This is a genomic window from Paenibacillus sanguinis 2301083 = DSM 16941 (genome assembly GCF_000374825.1).
GTDB classification, from domain to species: Bacteria; Bacillota; Bacilli; order Paenibacillales; family Paenibacillaceae; genus Fontibacillus; species Fontibacillus sanguinis.
The window spans coordinates 314,161-335,156 of the sequence record NZ_KB895377.1 but is presented as its reverse complement, the minus strand read 5'-3'; the positions used below and the strand labels follow the sequence as shown (position 1 = coordinate 335,156).

Below are 20,996 nucleotides of genomic sequence, written 5' to 3'. Positions count from 1 at the left end.
ACTGACAGGTCAATATTATGGCTATAATAGCACGTTCCTTCCGGCAGGAAAATAAAAAAAGCGAACCACATCCGGTCCGCCTCATTTTAACTAGGCTCCTCTTGATAATACCTTAAGCCTACAAAACGCTTATTATCCTCATCCCAGAGTCGATAACGAAGGGATTGCAAGCTAAGGCGAAAGCCAATAGCCGGGACATTCTTCAATAAATCATTACTTTCGTGTATACGCTCTAAAAAATAATTGGGGGCTTGAGGAACCAGATGATGAATATGGTGATAGCCAATATTTCCGGTTATCCATTGCAACCACTTAGGCAACTTGTAAAAAGAGCTGCCCTGTACGGCCGCACGGACATATTCCCACTCATCCTCATACTCGAAATACGTATCCTCAAATTGATGTTGCACATAAAATAACCAAATGCCCGCGACTCCTGCCAGGTATAGGATCGTCCCTTGGATCAAGAGAACTTCTTTCCAACCCAATAACCAGCCGAGTACAGCCATCAAGCCAACAATCATTATATTCGTGAAGTAAGTGTTTAGCCGTTCTTTACGCTTGGCTCCCTTACGATTCCACCGATATTCAAAAAGGAATAGAAACACAGGTCCAAGTCCAAACAAAATTAGCGGATTGCGATATAGCCGGTAACCAAGACGTTTCCAAAAAGGTAGACCAGCATATTCCTTCACCGTCAAGGTCCATATATCGCCCGTACCTCTCCTGGATAAATTTCCGCTGGTTGCATGATGGACAGAATGCTCATTTTTCCATTGGCCAAAGGGGAAGAAGGTAATAATGCCTGTTATTGTACCGACAACTTCATTTGCTTTCTTTCCTTTAAAAAAAGCTTGGTGACAGCAATCATGAAAAATAATGAAGATACGAACCAGAAATCCCGAAGCCGGAATGATGAATGCCAACGCTAGCCAGACAGAAACCGAAAGACTCATATATGCTAGGCTCCACAGCAGGATAAAGGGCAGAATGCTATTTATTAATTGCCATATACTTTTCTTTAATACGGGCTTGCTGTGAGATATGACCTGTTTCTTCCAGCGATTGAATTGCTGTATTGATTTCATTACACTCCCCGTTTCCTCACGTAGTCCCTATTCGTGCAAGCGTTATAAAGCAAACAGCCTAACACAAGGCAACTGCCCCATAGAATGAGAGTCATTGAGGTAAAAATCCCCTTAATCGTACTTATCCACCGAGTATTCTTCACAAGCCTCACAGTTCGATTATATACCATCAAATTTTCACATCCTCATCTATGCAATCCTCTAACCAGTGAATATCTTTGATTTATATAAATAACCAATTTTCTGATGGTTCCCATCATTATTTTAACCTTATTTCCAAATTACTTATTCAAAGCTTTTTTCAAATCAAGCCCTGCCGTGAAGATAGGTACGTTCCCTGCCGGAATTTCTATCTTTTCCCCTGTTTTCCGGCTTGTCCCGGTACGTGCTTCGCGACTGCGAACATCAAATTTCCCAAAGCCAGCTAACCGGACCTCTTTACCTTCCGCTAAAGCTTCAAAAATAGAATACAGCACATGAGTAACTGCCTTCTCGGCATTCTTTTTTGAAAATCCACTCGATTTTGCAACCTCTGCCACTAACTCATCCTTGTTCATTATACGATACCTCGCTTATTTGAATTTGAATTTCAAAAAGACGGTGATTACGTGTCATTGTTGCAAATGTAAATAAACAAAAAGCTGCCCCATGAGAGCAGCTTTCCAGAAAAAATTAATAAACTTTAGAAACATTCTCAGCTTGCGGTCCGCGATTTCCCTGAACCACATTGAACTGAACACGTTGTCCTTCGTCTAACGATTTGTATCCTTCACCTTCAATAGCGCTGAAGTGAACGAATACATCATTACCTTCTTCGATTTCAATGAAACCAAAGCCTTTTTCTGCATTGAACCATTTAACTGTACCTGTTTGCATGTGAATCCTCCAAAATTGTATTTAACACGAGCATTAGATCTTTAACAAATCCATCATTGATGTCCGCTAATGTTTCGGTTAAACTAACGATATCATGTCCGCTAATGTAAGTCAAGAAGACTTCGGAGGTATGGAAAATGAAAGAAGCTTACGAAATTTCCAAGCAACGTGGACAGGTGATTCAGAACTTCATCCATGTTCTCACTACACAAAAGGATCTCAGTGCCAAGACGCTGAGAGAATATGCAAGTGATTTGAAACATTTTATCCATTGGTTTGAAGCCTTGAACGGTGTTGAAAACAAAGAGACCTTTCCCATTGAACAAATCGTCACGTCTACCTTAATGAGTTATCGGGAAGACATGCAACAAACTATGGGACTAAAAACGACAACGATTAATCGTCGACTGGTTACTTTGAAACGTTTCTTTGATTGGGCTACTTCAGAAGGCATTATTGCCGTTGACCCTTCCAAGTCCGTCAAGCTGTTACACGAAGACAAAGAAAAGCCGAGGAAAATGACAGACCCGGAAGAAGAAGCACTTATTAATGCTACTCTGCAATTTGGTTCCCTCCGGGATCAAACCCTGGTATTTCTAATGCTGCATACGGGATTATGGCCGATGGAAGTATGTAATCTCAAGCCTGAGGACATCCGCTTGGATATGCCATCTCCTTACCTTATTGTTCAATCCGGAGTACGAAATAATTATCGAGAGGTCCCGCTGAATGCTGATTGCAGCACTGTATTAAGAAGATACCTGGCTAACCTTTCACCAAATTCCATATACTTATTTTCATCTGAAAAAACCGGAGATCGATTAACGGAGCGCGCACTTCGTCATTTAATCAGAAAATATATGAAAGCCGCTCAGCTCGAAGGACTTCAGGCTCACCATTTACGTCACCGATTTGGATATGTTATGGCAAAAACAACCCCTGTGCACCTATTGGCCAAAATCATGGGACACGATAGACATTCTACAACCATGATTTATATGGACGCCAACAGTACAGAGGGGCTATAACAGGCACTTATATCCTATTTTCTCTTAACCTAAAACAACTTCATCAACAAGCACTTTCTTGCGAGCTGCTCCACTGCGGATAGCGGCCTTCACCACCGCTGTCCGGATTCTCTCCACAACGCGATTATCAAATACATCCGGAATAATATAATTCTCGTTCAGTTCTGACACCTCAATCACGGAAGAGATGGCTTCCGCCGCAGCCAGCTTCATCTCATCATTAATATCCGTTGCCTCGCAATCCAGCGCTCCACGGAAAATACCGGGGAAGCAAAGCACGTTATTGATCTGATTCGGATAATCAGAACGCCCCGTCGCCATCACCTTAACATAAGGAGCAGCGATCGCAGGGTCTATCTCCGGCATCGGGTTAGCCATGGCAAACACAATCGGGTCCTTGGCCATATTCTGCAAATCTTCTACCTTTAATGCCCCTTGCGTAGAGACGCCAATAAATACATCCGCCCCCTTAATCACCTTTGATAAAGGTCCCTGCTCGTTATCCGGATTTGAGATTTTGGCAAATTCAGCCCAATGCTGCTTCTCATAGGCTGCGCTCCGGTTGATAGCGCCTTCCCGGTCAACGCCGATGAGACGAACCGCTCCTGCCTGAAGCAGCATTTTAGAGATGGAGATACCGGCAGCACCTACCCCATTCACCACGATCTTGGCCTGACGAATGTCCTTGCCGCATACCTTTAAAGCATTAAGCAAACCAGCCAGCACCACAATCGCCGTTCCGTGCTGATCATCATGAAATACGGGAATATCCAGTTCTTGTCTGAGCCGTTCCTCAATGGCAAAACAGCGAGGTGAGCCGATATCCTCCAAATTAATGCCGCCAAAGGTGGGTGCCAATGCCTTGACGATGAGAATAATTTCTTCTGTATCTGTGGTATCCAAGCACAGCGGAACGGCATCTATGCCTGCAAACTGCTTAAATAGAGCTGCCTTCCCCTCCATGACAGGCATGGCTGCTTTGGGTCCAATATCGCCCAAGCCGAGTACGGCCGTGCCATCCGTTATTACGGCTACCGTATTGCGTTTTGTAGTCAACTGGTAGGCCTTCTCCTGGTCTCCATGGATTGCTTGACATACCTCGGCAACGCCCGGCGTGTATACTTTAGAGAGGTCCTCCTTGCATAAAATCGGATGCTTGAGCATCACTTCCAGTTTCCCGCCTTCGTGCAAATGCATAATTTCATCTAACCTCTCCACGATTGTCGCCTCCCCATTTGATTCCAAGTTAACAATTCCCCATCCGATAGCAGACACTTTGTCTGATTTTATATGAGAACATTCCAGAATAACAAAGCCACATGCAAATCATAAACCAGTCCACCGCAACAGAAAGTCAAATTTATCACAATTTTAATTAAAACTGCATCTTTCTCAACTCGATGCAAAAAAGAGAAGACACTCTAAACGAGCGGCTTCTCTATAATACTTCCGTCTGTCTCTTGTAAATCTCGTAATTTTCTTCGTCAAAACAAACAAATTGTATGTTCTTGATGCCATCATGCATATCTATATATTCCTGAACTGTACGAATAGCAATTTGCGCGGCTTCCGCTTTGGGGATCTACCTTGGACTTCGTAATATCTCCGTATATGACCTCTATCGTTGCTTTGTTCATTGAGATTTCACCATCGTTGCCTTTCTTAGTCTGGTTTCTATTATGTCTAGAACCGATCTCTATTCCTTATGTGCCCCAGCTTGTCATTTAATTCATCGAGAGATTTCTGCAATTGTTCCATCTTTCTTAAACCTACCGTCTGATTGCCGATAATTCCAGCAAAACCAATAATCAGAAATAGTCCTAAAATAATTTCCATGTTGATTTCGTATCCCTTCTATTCCTTGAGTTCCCTACTTTTCTTTGTAGCAATCTCGTGCTGCTTCCATTTCTGTTATTTGCTGATTTTGGCATCAAGAAAGCCCCAGCCTTCAGAGCGCTCGATCTGTAAAGGTTGGGACTTTTGTTGTCTGAGCATATATTAATTATACACTATTCCTTGCACGCAGACTGATCGTGATTACAGCGCTGGGCCACTTTATCCAAGGCGGATTGAAGTGTATATTCCCGCAAATATTGATACAGATGTTGTTCTGCACCAATCATCACTTCTTCAATGACGCATCCATCCCGATTGACAGCTTGGGGTTTCTCAGCAGTCTGATCAGCAAGTAAATGATGCTGCTGAGAGTCCGAATTGGAGCATTCAAACAAATGCTGTCGCCCCTCTATTACCTGAATTACATCCAGAAAAGATACCTGTTCCGCCGATTTTGACAGCTCGTATCCGCCGTTCACTCCCGGTGCTGCCCGTACGATTCCATCTTGTCTCAGCTTGGACATAATTTTGGACAAATAGCTATCCGAAACACCAAGAACTGAGGACAATTCCTTGATACCCACATTCTGCTGCCGCTCCTTACGAGCTAAATAAAGCAACGCATGCAGTGCATAGTCTGTACTCTTGGAGAATTGCATGATGGTCTCCTTTCGCTCAAGATTGTATCCATTAACGATATTTATTGTCCATAATATAGGCTTAAGGAAGCTTTTTCAACTCCTTAAATCACTGCTTCCTTTGTCTGCATCTCAATCAATATACTATCTTATCTTGAGCAGCGGCCATTTTTCCAGCCATTTTTTGCTTTGTATTCTTTGATGAAAAACATCATCATTCATATAGAGTGGACTCTTTTGAATAACCAGATCAAATAAATCCTGTAATCCGTAGGGTGCGAGAATGACAATATTGTCCTCATCATCAAGGCTAATCCCCACAGCAGTAGCTGTTTCCGGCCACCTCTTCATCGCATCCGCCACCGATAAATAAGGTTCATCTTGATTTCTGATATGCATGCGGGCTTGATTTTTACATGACCAATGGTATACATTCCACTGCTCTCTCAACACCAATTCATGTCTTTTCTCTATTTCCTCACTAAGATTGCTTGGATCGAAATAAAGAATGTCCACATCGTTGAGCGGGGTGGGATCGGCGTAACCATGCAAATAATCCCAAACCCGATTACGTACATACCCCGCAGCAATATACCACTCAGGCAGCCCTAACTGGCGAACCAGTTCAAGATCTCTGAGCAAATACTCATTAGAGCGCAATATGTCAATAAGCTTTTGTTCAAGCATGTTCAAGCTTACCTCCCTTCCCAACCATTTTGTCAGATTTGTAACTGCTCTGCAATATACCTGGTTTATTCTCGATGCTTGAATCCCCCTCCGGCGATAGACAGCCGACAGGGGGATATTGTAAACCATCCATATTTAGAGAAATTTCAAAAAAGTTTGTGACGCTAAATATGTGAGCTATGATAAACGCCTTTGGTGGCCTTTTTTTATACTATTGTTAAGGAAACCTCTGGTGCTATAGAAGGACGTCCAAGGGACAGATAGTGAAGTCCATATCGTTGGCAATTCTCGGCCATGACCGTAATATCCAGCATATTTCTGGCATCTAAAATATATGGTGATCTCATAACCTCCCGCAATCTCCCCCAATCCAAGCACTTGAACTGATCCCAATCGGTGACAAGGATCAAGCAATCACTCCCTCTGACCGCCTCATACATGTCTGTCGCTACATCCACATTAATCTGCCGATCCGGCAAGCAAGTGACAACCGGATCATAGGCAGTGATGCGCGCTCCCGCTTCTTGCAGCATTGAACAGATCCTGAGCGCAGGCGATTCGCGCGTATCATCAGTGTTCGGCTTGAAGGCCAGGCCGTAGAGCGTAACCCGCTTATTCCGCAAGCTGCCAAGCACCTCCTCCAGCCTGCGGCGAATGACCTGGACGCGCCGCAGATTGATCGCCTCGGTTGCTTTTAGCAGTTCCATATCCAGATGCTCCTTCGCCGCTAACGCCATAAGCGCACGCAGATCCTTGGGGAAGCAGGAGCCGCCATACCCCGCCCCGGCGCGCAGAAACTCGGAGCCGATCCGATGGTCAAGGCCCATGCCCTTTGCAACCGCATCAATCGAAATCCCCAGGGCTTCGCATAAGTCCGACATCATATTGGCATAAGATATTTTCATGGCTAAAAACGCATTGGAAGCACATTTTATCAACTCGGCTTCTCTTAACGAGCATTTGATGATCGGGGATTGTATACCTGCGTAGATTTTCTCCAGCCGATGATGAATCTCTGGACGAGAAGCGCCAAAGACGATACGATCCGGCGCAAGAAAATCCTTAACCGCGGAGCCCTGCCGCAGAAATTCAGGATTATGAGCGACCGCAATGGATGAAAAATCAGAGGCTAGTGATTGCGAAAGTTGTGGATTAAGATAGGCTTCAATTTGCTCACAGGTTCCTGCGGGAACCGTGCTTTTGATAATGAGCAGTGTGTCTTTGCGCAGCAGCGGTGCAATCGAAGCGATGACCGACCACAAGGCGGAAAGATCAACCTCACCGGAATCAGAGGAAGGCGTGCCGATGGTCAAAAAGACAGCGTCGCTTGCAGGTACAAAAGCAGCGGCATCTGTCGAGTAATCCAGCAATCCCCGAGGCTCGACCTCGCGGATCATATTTTCAAGCCCCGGCTCCCAGAGCGGCATGACACCGGATTTTAACAGCTTGATCTTCTCTTCATTTACGTCTGCACAGACCACTTGATGACCAAGATGAGCCAGCGATGCGCCGGTGACCAGACCGACATAACCCGTGCCGATGACTGTTATTCTCAAGCGGATTCACCCTCTTTCCGCGGATACCCGTTTCGGGCTGCTTCCGAATGCTGCTCGCTTTGGACAATCTGCTGACAACGGGTGTAGATCGCTCCCATCGCCTGATCCCAAGTGCGGCCTTCCGCCTGCACTCTGGCCTCCATACCGAACCTGCGCCATTTGTCCGGTTCATCGAACCAGTCACACAAGGCCGCAAGAAAGCTCTCTACATTGCCCGCCTTGGCGTGCAGCCCGGTTCCCTCATGCCGGACAATTTCGGTGACGCCTCCCCTGTCGGCTACAATTGCAGGGAGACCGGAGGCAGCCGCCTCCAACACAACGTTACCGAAGGTTTCGGATGCAGAGGGGAATACGAATACATCAGAGGATGCATATAGAGCAGCAAGCTCATCCCCGTTTTGAAAGCCGGTGAAGGTGACATTCTGGGGAGCCTCTCTCCGGCCTTGCTCCAGCAGCGGGCCATCGCCGACGACAAGCCAATGCACTTGACTGCTTATGCGTTCAGGCAACCTGTGCATTAATTGAAGCAATACATTCAGGTCTTTCTCTGGAGCCAGTCTGCCAACATATAGCAGAAGATATCGTTCCTTGATTCCGTAAAGCTCGCGGACAAGGCCGGAACGCTTGGCAGGGGTGAACCGATCGCAGTCAATCCCCCGCGACCATAGCTCCAGATTGCTTAATCCATTGGACTGGAGCTGTTGAATCGTCTCTTGTGAAGGGGCGAAAACAGCGCGGCAATGCCGATGGAACCATTTCATGTAAGACCAATACCAGGAATGAGCAAACGGGAACCAATAGGATTCAAGATACTGGTTGAAGTGAGTGTGGTACGAAGCAATGATGGGGATTTGGAGCTTTTGAGCGGCATACATACCAGCGAGACCTACGCTAAATGGGGTGGCAATATGAACAATGTCTGGTTTGAATAGAGAAAGCTCCTTGCGGATACGCAGTAAATTGGGAATAGCGAATCGATAACCCGGGTAAGCCCAGAACGGGATGCTAGCCAGTTGGAACACCAGATTCTCATAGACTGGCTCTGGTTCCGTGGGCAAGAATAGCCTGCATTCATCTCCCCCAGCGGACAGATACTCGGTCCAACGCTTTAGGGTTAGCGCGACGCCATTGACCTGAGGGACAAACGTGTCTGAAAAAACCGCAATCCTCATTTAGCAACTCCTTTCTCATACCTGTTCCCAAAGTAACACGCCATCATAATCGCTGATTCATCGCAAAGTAATCTTTATGATAAAATAAAGGCATAAGTCGCCATAGCAAAACTGCCCTCCATTTATCATGAGGGCAGTTTCTTTGTTCCATATTATTTTTATTATTTTTTCTAATTTCTCATGTTTTGGGGATTAGACGGCACATGCGGTTCTTGCATTCCATTAAAAGCAAATTGGTTGCTTGAAGCAGATTGCTCGAGTTGTCTGCAAGTCTGCATCACTTGTTGCATTTGCTGAATGGCGGTTTGATGCCCCTGCAGAGCAGTTTGAATAACCTGCACGGCATTTTTTTCTCTTTGTGCCAATTCCTCTAACTTGACGGCATTTTGCTGCTCTTGTTGGAGAAGCTGCTGATAATTCTGAGAGGCCTGCTGAGTCTGGGCAATTAACTGATTTACGATCTGTTCACATTGTTTAATCTGGTTTGTAAAGTCCATATTCATGGATTTTCCTCCTTAGGGGTGGTTGCATTCAAGTGTAGAATGCTCATTCCGCCTACATAATATCCATTTATAACCTGGATAACCTTCTTTACAGCGCATCCTTACAATTTTATATCTGCAATTATGAATAAGTCCGAGCAATCCAATTCTAATTTGGGGGCGCTGCCTCCCTGATCAGACTCTGACCAGGAACAACCCCTTTCTTCTTATCGCATGGCTTAATCCGTTCCTTGCCGTTCCTTCGGCAAACGCCGCTCCCTGACACCTCGGTTCTGAATAAGCAAGGCTTCTCCACTGATGTTATCTATCAAATTGTAACCGATCGCTTTGCCGACGGGGACGCTGTAATCTAATTGCCGGTTACACGGGGGATACCAACAATATCAACCACCACAACAACACAACAGATACCTGCTTCAAGGAAGCCATCAAGCTCTGGCTTGATATGGGGATTGACGGAATTCGGGTAGATGCGGTTAAGCATATGCCACCGGGCTGGCAGAAGAACTGGATGGCTTACATTTCAGGTTACGAGCCCGTATTTACCTTTGGTGAATGGTTCCTTGGCGTTGGAGAATATGATCCCAATAATTTGGCAGCCATAATATCTAAGCACAAGAACATCAAGGACCAACCCGGGTTATCCAGCTGGTCCTTGTTAAGTTTCATTATACCATTTTGGCTTGAACAGCCTGAAATAATCATGAGCCTCTAGCACTCTCTCAATCTTCTCCATCATTATCCCTCCCCATTCAATTCCCATAATTTACTATATCGTATCCCAGTGCTGTGGACGAGTGAGGACTAAAGGTAGCTCTGTGCTATGATTTCCTTTAGCCGAGCTGACTTGGGATTGGGTCAGGAAGATGCTGCGAGACAGGTTCGCCCCCCGGAGATCAGCATCACGCAAATCTGCTCCAATGAGAACCGCGCCGCTAAGATCGGTACCTCTAAGGTCGGCAGCGATTAAGAGAGCGCCTCTTAGATTTGCTCCCCGGAGATCCATTTTTCTCAAATCCGCACCGATCAGGTCCGCTCCGCGGCCGATTTGCTTCTGACGCCGCGAGGGGATCGGCGGATGCTTGAGCTTGCTGAGGGCCTGCGTCCGCACAAGCTCACTCGTTTGAAGTAGCAAAGTATTAACAGCCTGCCGATGCTCTGCCATATCGAACCTTATGAGTTCTTCCGGGCTGAGAAGGGTGTGTCGCTCCGTCTGGTCAAGCATATCCTGAAGGTCCTTCTTAATGGTGCGCGTTGCTTGCTGGTCCAAGGCTTCAGATAGATGCCAGAGTAATTCATGAAGTTGTAGCATAATCAAAAATACTTTAAACATCGACTCCGCAGAATTCGGTGTTGACTTCCAATCATTGCCGCCAAAGGTGACTTGAGAAACCCGCTGTCCTGCTCCAAAGCAATCAAACGCGATACAGCCTTTGAGCCCCTGCTTGCCTAGCGTTTCATGAATGTCGCAGCGAAAATCGGTCTGTAAATGAGTACAGGGACGTCCTGCTGCCTTGTCCGCCGGAAAGCCTTCCGAGGCTGAGAAATATAAAGCCGTGCAGCATAAGCCAAAGCACCTCTGACAATCTGCACGCAGATGCTCCCTACTCTCAATCCGCTCATTTTCTATATTAGAATGTTTAATCAGACTCACCTCATACATGCAGTTTCATTGGCTTACATACTCCTGTATACTTGCCGAAACTATTATATCAAGAATTTCGAGTGAAACAATCTTACATTTATTTAATGAAGCTCACCAAGATGGTTATTATTCTGAATACGATTGAGAACGGTATGCTGGCAAGCATAAAAAAGCCGCAGTCATACCCTAACGGGGCGTCTGCGGCTTACTCTCCTGGCATCATAATCATCAAAAGAATTGGGGATATTGCCTGGACATACGATCCACTTGCTCCAGCAGGCTGCCCGAATGATCCTTCACTGCTTGGCGCAGGGACTCGGCATCACGACGACGAATGGCAGCCACCATGTCCTCATGCTGAGAAATATGGGATTGCCGCGCCCCCTCCATCTTGCCATATAGCAGACAAATCCGGTTATAGTGGGATGCCACCTCTTCGATGGTATACCAGGCAAGCGATACTCCCGCTGTCTCAAAGATCAGTTGGTGAAAGCGATTGTCCTTATGGTAAAACTCGATAAAATGCTTTTTGTCCATATACTTCTTCTGCATATTAATCAGTTCCTGCATCGTATCCGCAACCAATTCGCTGCATTTGCGAATAAAATCATCCACCACAGCGGACTCCAGAGAAGTCCTGATGAACCATTCTTCACGCACGCGCCCCAAGTCAATCTTGGACACTACCGTTTTGCGTTGCGGATAGATTTCCACCAAGCCGGACTGCTGCAAGCGAACCACCGCTTCCCGGACCGGGGTTCGACTTACCCCATAACGTTCGGATAGCTTTTGGACGCTCACGTCCATCCCTGGCTCGAGTGCCATGTTCATGATGTCTTCTTTGATTTTATGGTAAGTTACATCGTTTAATGAGCTGCTGTTATTCATGATCTTCAACGGCTTCCCTACACCTTCCTGAACCCACTCCTAGAACGTCACGATATATGCGCTCCGCGTCGGAGGAATCGTAACTGAAATACAACAGAAAATCCAGAATAAACGGGGAATAGTCTAATCTATTTAATTCTCGAGTAAATGACATGGCAGCAATTTCACTCAGCGCGCGTACCCTAGAATAGTTCTTCCAACCCAGAAAATTCCATAGTTCAATTTTCTTGGTTCGGGTATATATATCCGATTCAAGCCGTTCTTCTACAGCATGAAAGATTTCATGCCCCAAGATAGTATTCATTATATCATCCTGCCGGAATAGTTCAACCAAGCTCGCGGCCTTCCGGGATACCAATGAGGCCGCCCTGCGTAGGGGCTCATCCATAATAACGATGTGATTCGGTGGCGTATAGCAGGCGAACAGAATCCGGTTGCCTGTGATGGAAGATGACTCCAGTTGGACCCGAATCTTCATCTTCTCGGCAAGCAAGCGTACATCCCTACAACCATAATCGGTAATTATTCGCTGAGCGTAATCTTTACCGCAGCGGATGGCCTCCTCCGTCATCTCTATCATTTGCTCCGGGGGTATTCTGCGCTTTAATACATCTCTGGAGAAGGCATACGTTCCCCAGGTTTGGTCATCCAGCTGCAACAATATCCCGAGCATATCCTCCAACTGGTTAATATCCCGCATAGCCCCTCCATTTCCCGGACGATCTTAGCTTTGCTTCATATTGGCCGCAACCACAACGATTTCTGTATCTGGTTCAAAGGTAGATACCTCGATATCCATCAGCAGTTCCAATTGCTCAAATTCGGATGCCGTGAAGTCCATGACTCTCGCCCCGATACACAAATAATAGTCAGGCCGGGCGATAAGCTCTGTTTTATATACGGCCATATCCTCCCACAGCTTCTTCACCGCTTGCAAATAGTTGCCAGCCGTCGTCTTGATCACTAGCGCACGACCGCGCTGAATTTTAATAAAGCCTTTATTGTCTACAATGCGAATGGCTCCGGCTTCTCCTGGCTTGTTGGTCTTCTCGCCAAAAATATGAAAGTATCTCGTCTTTTGCAGGAGGTGCGTCCGTTCCACCGGAATTCGCATATCGCTTGCGGAGATTTCCTGCAGTTCCTCTTCGCTGCATTCCTTCAACAATTCATTGGTTTTCACTTCTGTAGAACCGGTAGCAATGGCCGTGACCTTCGAGGTTTGCGGATCGATGTCGATATGGATTTCTACGCTTTCCGGTGTGGCCCCACTTTGGATGGCCTTATTCATCGCTTCCATCTTGATGGCACTGATTTGCTCTTTGGAAGGCGAGGGGATGATCCGCTCCACCACGTCCCGTACCATGGCCAGTGCAACACCAATGGAGGAAATGACCTCCGCATTTTCAGGGATGCTGTATTTCAGCCCCATTTTTTCGGCAAAATAAACAATCAACGAAGCTGCGCCGCCGCCGACACCCACAAGAGAAATCTGATCTTTCTCCAGCTTGTATTTATCTGCCAGCGCCAAAATAACAGGCTCAATCTTGGCGTACGCCTTCTCCATGATTTGCCGGGCAATATCCTCGACTGTCGAACCGCAGTAATCGGCTAGCGCCTGCATCGCCTTTCTGGCCGCTTCCACATTGCCATGGGAGAAGTGATCTTCCTTGACCAAGCCAAGCACGTTGGCTGCACAGGAATTGGTAATGGTCACCCGCTCCCCGTTCTCCAGCCGAATCGCCACATAGTCTGCAGGGTCGCCAGGCTTGGGCGAGAAGAACTCAACCTTAGGTTCTTGGATGTTGGCCGGGTCGGTAAACACAGCGTAATCAAGCCCGGCAATATGCGCAGACCTTGGCCCCACATCGATGATCCCGTTCTTGTCAGCCCGCACAATGGAGCCTCCGGCTACCCCAAGCACCCGGACGTCCAACGAATTAACATAGGTAGGATGACCACCAACGATGGAATAGTCGATGGCAGGGCGACCATTCTTAATCACTCCGATATTTGTTGTGGTTCCACCCACCTCGAAATACACTCCGTTAGAAGCTCTTAAATACATTAAAGAGCCCATCACCGAAGCGGCGGGACCGGACAGCATCGTGAGGATGGGACGCTTCTTCATCTCGCTAATCTCCATCACTCCCCCATCGCCACGCATAATCATGAGCGGCACATGCACGCCAGCCTCATTAACCGATTGCTCCGTGGAATTGGCCGTATCCAGCATCTTGGGAAGAATGCTGGCGTTAATCGCTGCCGTTCTTGTGCGACGGGTCAATCCATATAGCTTGGTAATATCGGAAGCCATGGTGGTAGGAATGCCTTTGTTCTCTGCTTTCTCATAGACGAGTTGCTCCGGTCTGCCATTATCAACGCCGAAGGCCATGGACGGGACAATGACCTGAGCACCTTGCTCCTCCAGATCCTCAATCACTTGCACCACGGTCTCTTCCGTCATCCTTTTGACATTGACAAAATGGTTGTAAATTTTAATAGCCTTGCCATTACCCAAGTCGATATCAGACAGCTTCGTTTGTCTCTTTGCCAGAAATCCTTCAAATCCACCCTTGCCCATGCCGATAACCCCAACTTGGGCGATGTCCCCCTCAATCAGCGCGTTAGTGGCCTGTGTTGTGCTATGCGCAACAAAAACAACGTTCTCTGGCTGAATTAGATTTTCCGTCAGGCAATTCTGGAAGCATCTCACGACTCCGGCAGCTACACCTCGAGGGTCGTCATGCGTTGTTTTGACCGAGGATTTCCCGATAATATCATGGGTTTCATTGTCGATGGCTACCGCCTTGGTATGGGTTCCCCCTACGTCAATGCCCATGCGAATTATTCTACTCATGTTTGTCCTCCAATCCTTATATAGCCGGCTGCCGCCCTTAAGCAACGGCAACCAGCTTGCTCTATCGGCTCTCCGCCTAGTTGTTCACCACACTTTTTAAACCAAGCTGCCGTACATCACGAGTACGACGATACAAAGAATTATCCCGATCATCCAGCCGGAAGGAATGGACATCTTCATGAAGTCTTTGGCTGGCACCTTGGTATAACCAAATCCCCAGGCAACCCAGGATTGAGTAACATCCAAATGCTGTGGTGCAATCGTGGTCACGGCGAACAACGGGTACAGAAATTGAACGGGCCAGGCCGCCGTCGAAACGACTACAGCCAGAATAGCTGACCCCGAGCCGACCAGGTTCATCGGTCCGCGGAAGAAGCCAAGCGGTGTCAGGATGGCAAACACAATACATAATAACAAGGCCGTCTGCGGCATCACTCCACCAAATAGAATTTTAAAATAAGGTGAGGCATATGTAGCTGCATTGTTGAACATCGCCAGGCTCAGCAAAAATCCGATCATCGGCGCTACATCAATGGCGCCATCTGCGAATTGCTTGGATAACATCCGGCAAACACTGACAAATCCGCCCTTTAGCTTGCCGCAGGTTAGCAAGGCGAACAGGCCCGCAAAGATAAATCCGAAAATAATCGGAATTTTGAACACTACTACACCGATGACCGGCAAAATAATAGAGACCCAGGAAATAGCCGGCGCATCCTGAGAGTTCTGTTCTTCAGGTGTAGTAGCTGCCCAGGCACGAGAGATTTTTTTATTGTTCATAGACAGATTGGCTACAATAAGCACGATGACCAATGAGACGGCCATGGCAATCATTCCAAAGCCAAAGTAAGCATTATAATCATAGCTGGCATAGCTTTCATTAGCCGTAGCAAAGATGGCTTGATACTGCTTGAAGTTCACGATATTTCCGAAAATCCCGGCCATTATGGAGCCCATGAAGGAGAATAAAGCCACTGAGGAAGGAATACCTAAGGACAACATGATCGGTAGCACGATAACAGCAATTGAAATGACGGGGCCGATCCCGGTCATGGAGGTGAAAATAACGGCTGTCACAATACAGAGCAATGACATCGTCACACGTGGTTTGTCTCCGCCTAGCTCTACCACTTTACGAATCAGTGTGGCAGCAATGCCGGTATCCATCAGGATTCGGCCAAAAAACGCCCCAAAGAAAACGTTTACAAGAATGGCCTTGCCATAATTTTCCGGTCCGGTCTGGAACACATTAGTTAGCACGGAGACGATGGTTTGCCCCTCCATCATGGAATTAGGCGCAATCGCATTGCCAATCAGAGCGATAGCCGTCCATAGTACAGACATGATGAAAAAACCAACCATGAGATTGTACCCCTTCACGCAATACCACACAAGCCCAAAAAATGATAGCACCATCAAGAAGCCAATTACATAATTCGTTACATCCACAAAATGCCCTCCTTTAATTAGGAATAAAAAAGCAAGGACTAACATACTAACATGCTATTTCTCTTACTGACATGTTAGTTATTCGGTCAAATATTAACATGCTATCTAGATAACGTCAATATGTTTACGCACACAAAGCTTGTTCCGTTCTGTAAACGGAAAAACTGCTTTTCTTGATTAGAAACTAAAAGGGAAACCATGAAAAATTCATAGTTTCCCGTAATCTATGATATGGAACTAGGAGGTCCGCTCTACTTTGATGGAAGAAGTCTTGTCATTGAAGTCAACACCCAGGTAGGAAGCATCCCCCAGCAGCACTTTGGTTGCTCCCTGAAAATCGCCATGCTCATAAAGAGTTACCTTGTAGCCGCTTGGTACTTTCAGCGAAGAGATGGAGTCGTTGGGGATCCCCTTTGCGACTAGATCACTTACGTTATAACTGCCAACATCCAGGCTGACAGCAGCCCCCTTGTAATTGGCATCAATATAAACGACAGGTATTTTTTCTACTTTGAGGGATGATGTCTTATCATTAAAATCGCCAAGCGATGCCGTGTCTGAAGTAACAACCCTTTGCACACCACCAAAATTCAAATGTTCATAAAGGGTCACCTTAATGCCAGGAGTCACCTTCAACGAAGAGAGTGTATCGTTTGCAATACCGGCTGCTACCATTTCATTATAGTTATAGGAGCCTGCTCCAAGTGCTACGGCATACCCGCCATAATTGGCGTTCCCGTAGAAGATAGCCCCCTCGGAAATCGTCTCCCCATAGGTGACTTGAGGGAATTCCCGGCGTGCTGCCTGATATTGACTTTCGAATTGACTTGGCCAGCCAAAAGCAGTTATGGCGAGCGACTTTAAATCAGCCTTGGCTGCACCACTCATAAAGTGTACGTACTCGCCCATATTCATATTTCTCGTATATTGGCCGGATGAATTTTTCGGATAGTGTTGAGCCAATAGCTGAAAATATCTATTTAGCACTTGCTTTTCCCCATAGCTGCTATAAATCGGATAATACCAGTTCTTAAACCAGTAGGTTCCTGCTTGCGGGAAGTTTTCCGCCTTACTGGTGAAGCTGTTGTAAATTCGTTGGGCTTCACTGTTTAAACCTAATGCTTTATAAACATCATATTGATAAATTTCAGCCCACTTGCTGTCTCCCCACAATCCAAAGGCGGGGGAACCCTTCGTGCCATTGGTTGCAAATTCTACGATATGGGCTACTTCATGAACCAGGATATCCAGATTCCAGCCGCTTGGATTTTTGAAGTCGGAGCCACCGATATCGATGACATTGCGGTAGTCGTGGTCGGCATTGTAAGCGTAGCCCGGATGACCGCCGCTATACTTCTTATTATGGACAATGACATAAAGTCGACCATCCCCGCCCATGGAGCCATACGTTTGCTTGGTGTATTTCCATACATCGGCAGCGGTCGAATAGATCCAGTTTATTTGATTCGGGTCAATATCATCATCTACATAAACCGCCACCTCATCATTGTAGTGCGCCAGCTTGAGCAGCTCCCTGTGCTCGAACCAGTGCTCTTGCCAGGTTGAGGGCGGAGCGCTCGCGGCTCTTGCCGGAGCTTGGGGAAGGGAACATAAAACGATGACCAACATCATAAAGAAAACCAATGATTTCTTCACAATCCATTCCTCCTCGTTTGTTCTTCCTTGAATTTTAATATTTTGTAATATTATTACATTACATGACTTAGATTAATAAATTTTGGTAGATAATGCAACCTGAAAATATACCTGAATCCGTGAAACTACTGATATGATTCTATTAGAAAACTGCTCTAAGATAGAGGATAATAGAGGAAAGAAACGATTTCCTTGTATTTCCGACTTCACCCTGGAGATGCACGATAAATCCTGTACGTTTCCAACTGGATCAATCCCTTGAGCAGCTAACGGCCCATTCCGGTTCGCAACTATAGGCCCGATGGCTGTTTCCTGTGCGGATGTGTTAGCGGCCGGGAGTATGGCGACTCAGACTCTTTATGCATAGAAGAAACGCATTTTGCACAGCAGCACTTTGCTATCTGTGCTACTTTTAGAGTAAGGAGGGATGGTTTTGAATGCTTTTGAGAGGATGAACGAGGTTGTTCGCTATGTGGAGGAGAACCTGACGGAAGCAATCGATTATGACAGGGTGGCAGAGATTGCATGCTGCTCGAAACAGCAGGTGCAACGGCTTTTTTCCTATCTGACGGGCTATACTCTTACCGAATACATAAAGCGCCGCCGGCTGACTCTGTGTGCATTTGAACTGCAACAGCAAAAAACGAAAGTCATTGAGATCACGGGGCGTTACGGTTATGAATCGCATGCTTCTTTTGCCCGGGCGTTTCGTGACTATCACGGGATTTCTCCGACGCAGGCGCGTGATAAAAGCGCTGTATTTCAAATCTGTCCAAAGCTGACCTTTCAAATTCAACAATTTCCGAAGGAACGGGGAGAGACGAAAATGGCGGTATTGGGAAAAATCGAATTCTATGACTTGCCTGCTACTCGGATGATCGGCAAGCGGGTAGTTAACGGCGGGGGAGAAAATCCCGTTCCGGCCTTATGGGAGGAGTGTTTTCGCGAAAATACCTTCGCTGTGTTGGACCAGCAAAAGGCCGTTGTGGGATACTGGGTGGGGTGGATGGGAGAATATCAGCCGGATACGGCAACCTTCACTTATTTGGCAGGCCAATTGATGCCTGAGGGGACGAAGGTGCCCGAGGGATTTGACTACCGGGATTTACCTCCATGCCTGCTGGCAAACGGGTTTATCAACGGGGACTTTGAGAACGGAGATATCTTCGCCCACTCCCATGAATTGACGCTCGGCGGAATCGCCGCGAGCGGTTATGAGCCGGATTATGCTTACGGCTGGAGCGCCGAAGCTTATGCGTATGATTTGTCCTTTGCAGCGAATGAAGGCACGCTGAATTATCTTTGTCCATGCAAGCGGAGGTAACCCGGCGATGCAGTCGAGAGTTAAGTTATTCCCCATATCGGAATCCGTCCACAGCCCATGGTTTCCGGTGTTCCGACGTCTCTATACTACGTTGACTGGTTAAAAAAATGAGTTCAGACATTCCCATTCGGGTTGCCTGTTGGCATGCCGCTGCTTTCCCATGCCTATCTTTAGGTGCCTCTTCTGGATTTTGGCACGCTCTTCAAACTGTCCCTTAGTAACGAGATTTCACGGCTTCAGGATATACTTTATGAAAAATAAATAAACATCTGCTAGGCACAGATGCAGGTTAATCCCAAACTTGATCTAATCGATCCGCGTAAAATGATATGGCCTTCTTGTAATCCTGAATCCCTTGATCCGTGCTCGTTTCTGCCAATTGCTTCAACAGGATTCCCATCGCTTCACTATGTGCCTGCTGATTGTATAGAACCATAGCGTAGAACACCTGAAATTCACCGCGCTCCGGGAATTCTTGTATAGCATTCTCAAATATGGCCTGGGCCTCATCATACAACCCTAAAGTCCTGTAGGTACTTCCCAGTCCTAAGATCGCCCCTTGTTTTTCCACGCCTGCTAACCCAAGCTCTAATGCTTGTTTATAATAAGGCACAGCTTCACTTTCTAAGCCCATAACATCATGAATCCAGGCACATTGATACCAGATGGATGGATTCAGCGGATGCTCATCCAGTAACCCTAGCAATAACGAGCGTGCTTCTTCATGGCTCCCGGATTCTCTTAATTGAATTGCTCTATTTAATGGATCCATTCCTCTCATCCTTTATGCTAATTTAAGTTAGTGCGTCCGCGAATAAACCACAGCCCCGCCCGACCCCAAAATGACTAGACTCTTGCCGGTTGGAGAGAATCCACATTTGAGGTCACCATCCAACCGCTTGATATCAAGCAGCGTCGCATCCTTAAGATATTGATAATTTGCTCTAAACAGATGCTCAAGGATTACCGAAGCTCTGGGCCACCAAGGATAAATGACTTGAACCGACCACCCATCGTTAGTTACTTTAATCCCGTCCCCGGCCTCAAATCCAAAAATATCAATAACTTCATCATCAATAGGAAGCTCAAAGGATAATTGGTTATGACTCATTCTACTATCCACCAATTCAGCATCCCGGTCCCTATGGATCAAAGCTCCTGTTGCCACCTCTGTTATGCTATACCCCAAGCTACTAATTAGTACCAGGTTCTCATTTCGATCCCAGCCACACGCGATACATCCGGAGGCAGGGATCAAAATCTCATTCTTCCAGGGAGACGGTGGGCTGGACTCAGACATCCCTTGCGCTTGATGCAACAGGTCCATTTCAAATTGGGTTCGCACTTCATGATTGGGTTTCTTCGGAAAATCCATGATTTCTCTTCCTCACCTCGGTTGGATGGATCATCTGATTATCTTTATTGTACGGGGAAATGAACATTAAGCCAAATACACCTAAGCCTACACCTGGATCATCGTAGATGTGCACAGGCAGCTTAGAGCAGCAGGCCATGAAGCCCTAAAGCATAACAGCCACCCTATTTAACAGGAAATCCTCCAGTTAAAATTTTTAATAGATAGAATCATTAACCATTATAGGGAATTCATCCATATAATTTGGCTTAAATCGCTGAATATGGGCTAATAGTATGGAATTATTTGGAGCTTTTCCAGTTAAACTCCAAAATTCAGCTCATTTGCATAAATTAGCTGGAGGATTTCCCACTCATGTGCATCAGCATCAAGGGACATTATGCAACAGCAGCTTTTACTATCTCAATTTGGTATGGGC

General features: G+C 46.5%; 19 protein-coding genes and 1 pseudogene. 3 read left to right on the top strand and 17 right to left on the bottom strand.

Going from position 1 to position 20,996, the window contains the following annotated elements; all coding sequences use genetic code 11:
* Positions 1–86: 86 nt before the first annotated feature.
* The 3 genes from desA to C557_RS0105050 all read right to left on the bottom strand — a co-directional run bounded on the left by desA (position 87) and on the right by C557_RS0105050 (position 1,964).
* Positions 87–1,088 carry a Delta(5) desaturase DesA gene (desA, locus tag C557_RS0105060; RefSeq protein ID WP_018750748.1) on the bottom strand — a complete coding sequence of 334 codons (1,002 nt, stop codon included), beginning with the start codon at positions 1,086–1,088 and terminating at the stop codon, positions 87–89.
* Between the two features lie 281 nt (positions 1,089–1,369).
* Entirely contained in the window at positions 1,370–1,645 is a 276-nt protein-coding gene (locus C557_RS0105055) for an HU family DNA-binding protein (protein WP_018750747.1), read from the bottom strand.
* A gap of 115 nt (positions 1,646–1,760) precedes the next feature.
* Positions 1,761–1,964, bottom strand: a complete 204-nt coding sequence (locus C557_RS0105050; protein WP_018750746.1) for a cold-shock protein — start codon at positions 1,962–1,964, stop codon at positions 1,761–1,763.
* A gap of 137 nt (positions 1,965–2,101) precedes the next feature.
* Between C557_RS0105050 and C557_RS0105045 the strand changes: the two genes are divergently transcribed.
* Positions 2,102–2,992 carry a tyrosine-type recombinase/integrase gene (locus tag C557_RS0105045; RefSeq protein ID WP_018750745.1) on the top strand — a complete coding sequence of 297 codons (891 nt, stop codon included), beginning with the start codon at positions 2,102–2,104 and terminating at the stop codon, positions 2,990–2,992.
* Between the two features lie 24 nt (positions 2,993–3,016).
* On the opposite strand, the gene C557_RS0105040 is transcribed toward C557_RS0105045, so the two are convergent.
* The 6 genes from C557_RS0105040 to C557_RS22980 all read right to left on the bottom strand — a co-directional run bounded on the left by C557_RS0105040 (position 3,017) and on the right by C557_RS22980 (position 9,384).
* A complete protein-coding gene (locus tag C557_RS0105040; protein ID WP_083930085.1) occupies positions 3,017–4,189 on the bottom strand; it encodes a malic enzyme-like NAD(P)-binding protein in 1,173 nt (390 codons plus the stop codon).
* An 812-nt stretch (positions 4,190–5,001) separates the two neighbouring features.
* Positions 5,002–5,487: an RrF2 family transcriptional regulator gene (locus tag C557_RS0105030; RefSeq protein ID WP_018750742.1), complete on the bottom strand. Its 486-nt coding sequence runs from the start codon at positions 5,485–5,487 to the stop codon at positions 5,002–5,004.
* A gap of 123 nt (positions 5,488–5,610) precedes the next feature.
* Positions 5,611–6,153: a nucleotidyltransferase family protein gene (locus tag C557_RS0105025; RefSeq protein WP_018750741.1), complete on the bottom strand. Its 543-nt coding sequence runs from the start codon at positions 6,151–6,153 to the stop codon at positions 5,611–5,613.
* 206 nt (positions 6,154–6,359) lie between these two features.
* Complete coding sequence (locus tag C557_RS0105020) at positions 6,360–7,709, bottom strand: UDP-glucose dehydrogenase family protein (RefSeq protein ID WP_018750740.1); 1,350 nt, start codon at positions 7,707–7,709, stop codon at positions 6,360–6,362.
* Positions 7,706–8,881, bottom strand: coding sequence for a glycosyltransferase family 4 protein (locus tag C557_RS22985; protein WP_018750739.1), 1,176 nt, complete (start codon positions 8,879–8,881; stop codon positions 7,706–7,708). Before C557_RS22985 ends, C557_RS0105020 begins: the two co-directional genes overlap by 4 nt.
* Before the next feature lie 170 nt (positions 8,882–9,051).
* A complete protein-coding gene (locus C557_RS22980) occupies positions 9,052–9,384 on the bottom strand; it encodes a hypothetical protein (protein WP_018750738.1) in 333 nt (110 codons plus the stop codon).
* 349 nt (positions 9,385–9,733) lie between these two features.
* On the opposite strand from C557_RS22980, the pseudogene C557_RS25345 reads away from it, so the two are divergent.
* A pseudogene (locus C557_RS25345) lies at positions 9,734–9,976 on the top strand (alpha-amylase); the annotation flags it as partial.
* Positions 9,977–10,153: 177 nt separating this feature from the next.
* On the opposite strand, the gene C557_RS0105000 reads toward C557_RS25345, so the two are convergent.
* The 6 genes from C557_RS0105000 to C557_RS22975 all read right to left on the bottom strand — a co-directional run bounded on the left by C557_RS0105000 (position 10,154) and on the right by C557_RS22975 (position 17,879).
* Positions 10,154–11,047: a pentapeptide repeat-containing protein gene (locus tag C557_RS0105000; RefSeq protein ID WP_018750736.1), complete on the bottom strand. Its 894-nt coding sequence runs from the start codon at positions 11,045–11,047 to the stop codon at positions 10,154–10,156.
* Positions 11,048–11,257: 210 nt separating this feature from the next.
* Entirely contained in the window at positions 11,258–11,917 is a 660-nt protein-coding gene (locus C557_RS0104995) for a GntR family transcriptional regulator (protein WP_018750735.1), read from the bottom strand.
* Positions 11,910–12,617, bottom strand: a complete 708-nt coding sequence (locus C557_RS0104990; protein ID WP_018750734.1) for a hypothetical protein — start codon at positions 12,615–12,617, stop codon at positions 11,910–11,912. Before C557_RS0104990 ends, C557_RS0104995 begins: the two co-directional genes overlap by 8 nt.
* Positions 12,618–12,641: 24 nt before the next feature.
* Positions 12,642–14,774: a hydantoinase/oxoprolinase family protein gene (locus C557_RS0104985; RefSeq protein ID WP_018750733.1), complete on the bottom strand. Its 2,133-nt coding sequence runs from the start codon at positions 14,772–14,774 to the stop codon at positions 12,642–12,644.
* Positions 14,775–14,870: 96 nt separating this feature from the next.
* Positions 14,871–16,223: a hypothetical protein gene (locus tag C557_RS0104980; RefSeq protein ID WP_018750732.1), complete on the bottom strand. Its 1,353-nt coding sequence runs from the start codon at positions 16,221–16,223 to the stop codon at positions 14,871–14,873.
* A 237-nt stretch (positions 16,224–16,460) separates the two neighbouring features.
* Entirely contained in the window at positions 16,461–17,879 is a 1,419-nt protein-coding gene (locus tag C557_RS22975; RefSeq protein WP_018750731.1) for a beta/gamma crystallin-related protein, read from the bottom strand.
* Between the two features lie 433 nt (positions 17,880–18,312).
* Here C557_RS22975 and C557_RS24045 point away from each other — a divergent pair, with 433 nt between their 5' ends.
* Positions 18,313–19,203: an AraC family transcriptional regulator gene (locus tag C557_RS24045; RefSeq protein WP_018750730.1), complete on the top strand. Its 891-nt coding sequence runs from the start codon at positions 18,313–18,315 to the stop codon at positions 19,201–19,203.
* A 289-nt stretch (positions 19,204–19,492) separates the two neighbouring features.
* Here C557_RS24045 and C557_RS0104965 read toward each other — a convergent pair whose 3' ends face one another.
* Both C557_RS0104965 and C557_RS0104960 read right to left on the bottom strand, forming a co-directional pair.
* On the bottom strand, positions 19,493–19,975 hold the full coding sequence (locus C557_RS0104965; RefSeq protein WP_018750729.1) for a tetratricopeptide repeat protein: 483 nt from the start codon (positions 19,973–19,975) through the stop codon (positions 19,493–19,495).
* 27 nt (positions 19,976–20,002) lie between these two features.
* On the bottom strand, positions 20,003–20,578 hold the full coding sequence (locus C557_RS0104960) for a hypothetical protein (RefSeq protein ID WP_018750728.1): 576 nt from the start codon (positions 20,576–20,578) through the stop codon (positions 20,003–20,005).
* Positions 20,579–20,996: the final 418 nt, after the last annotated feature.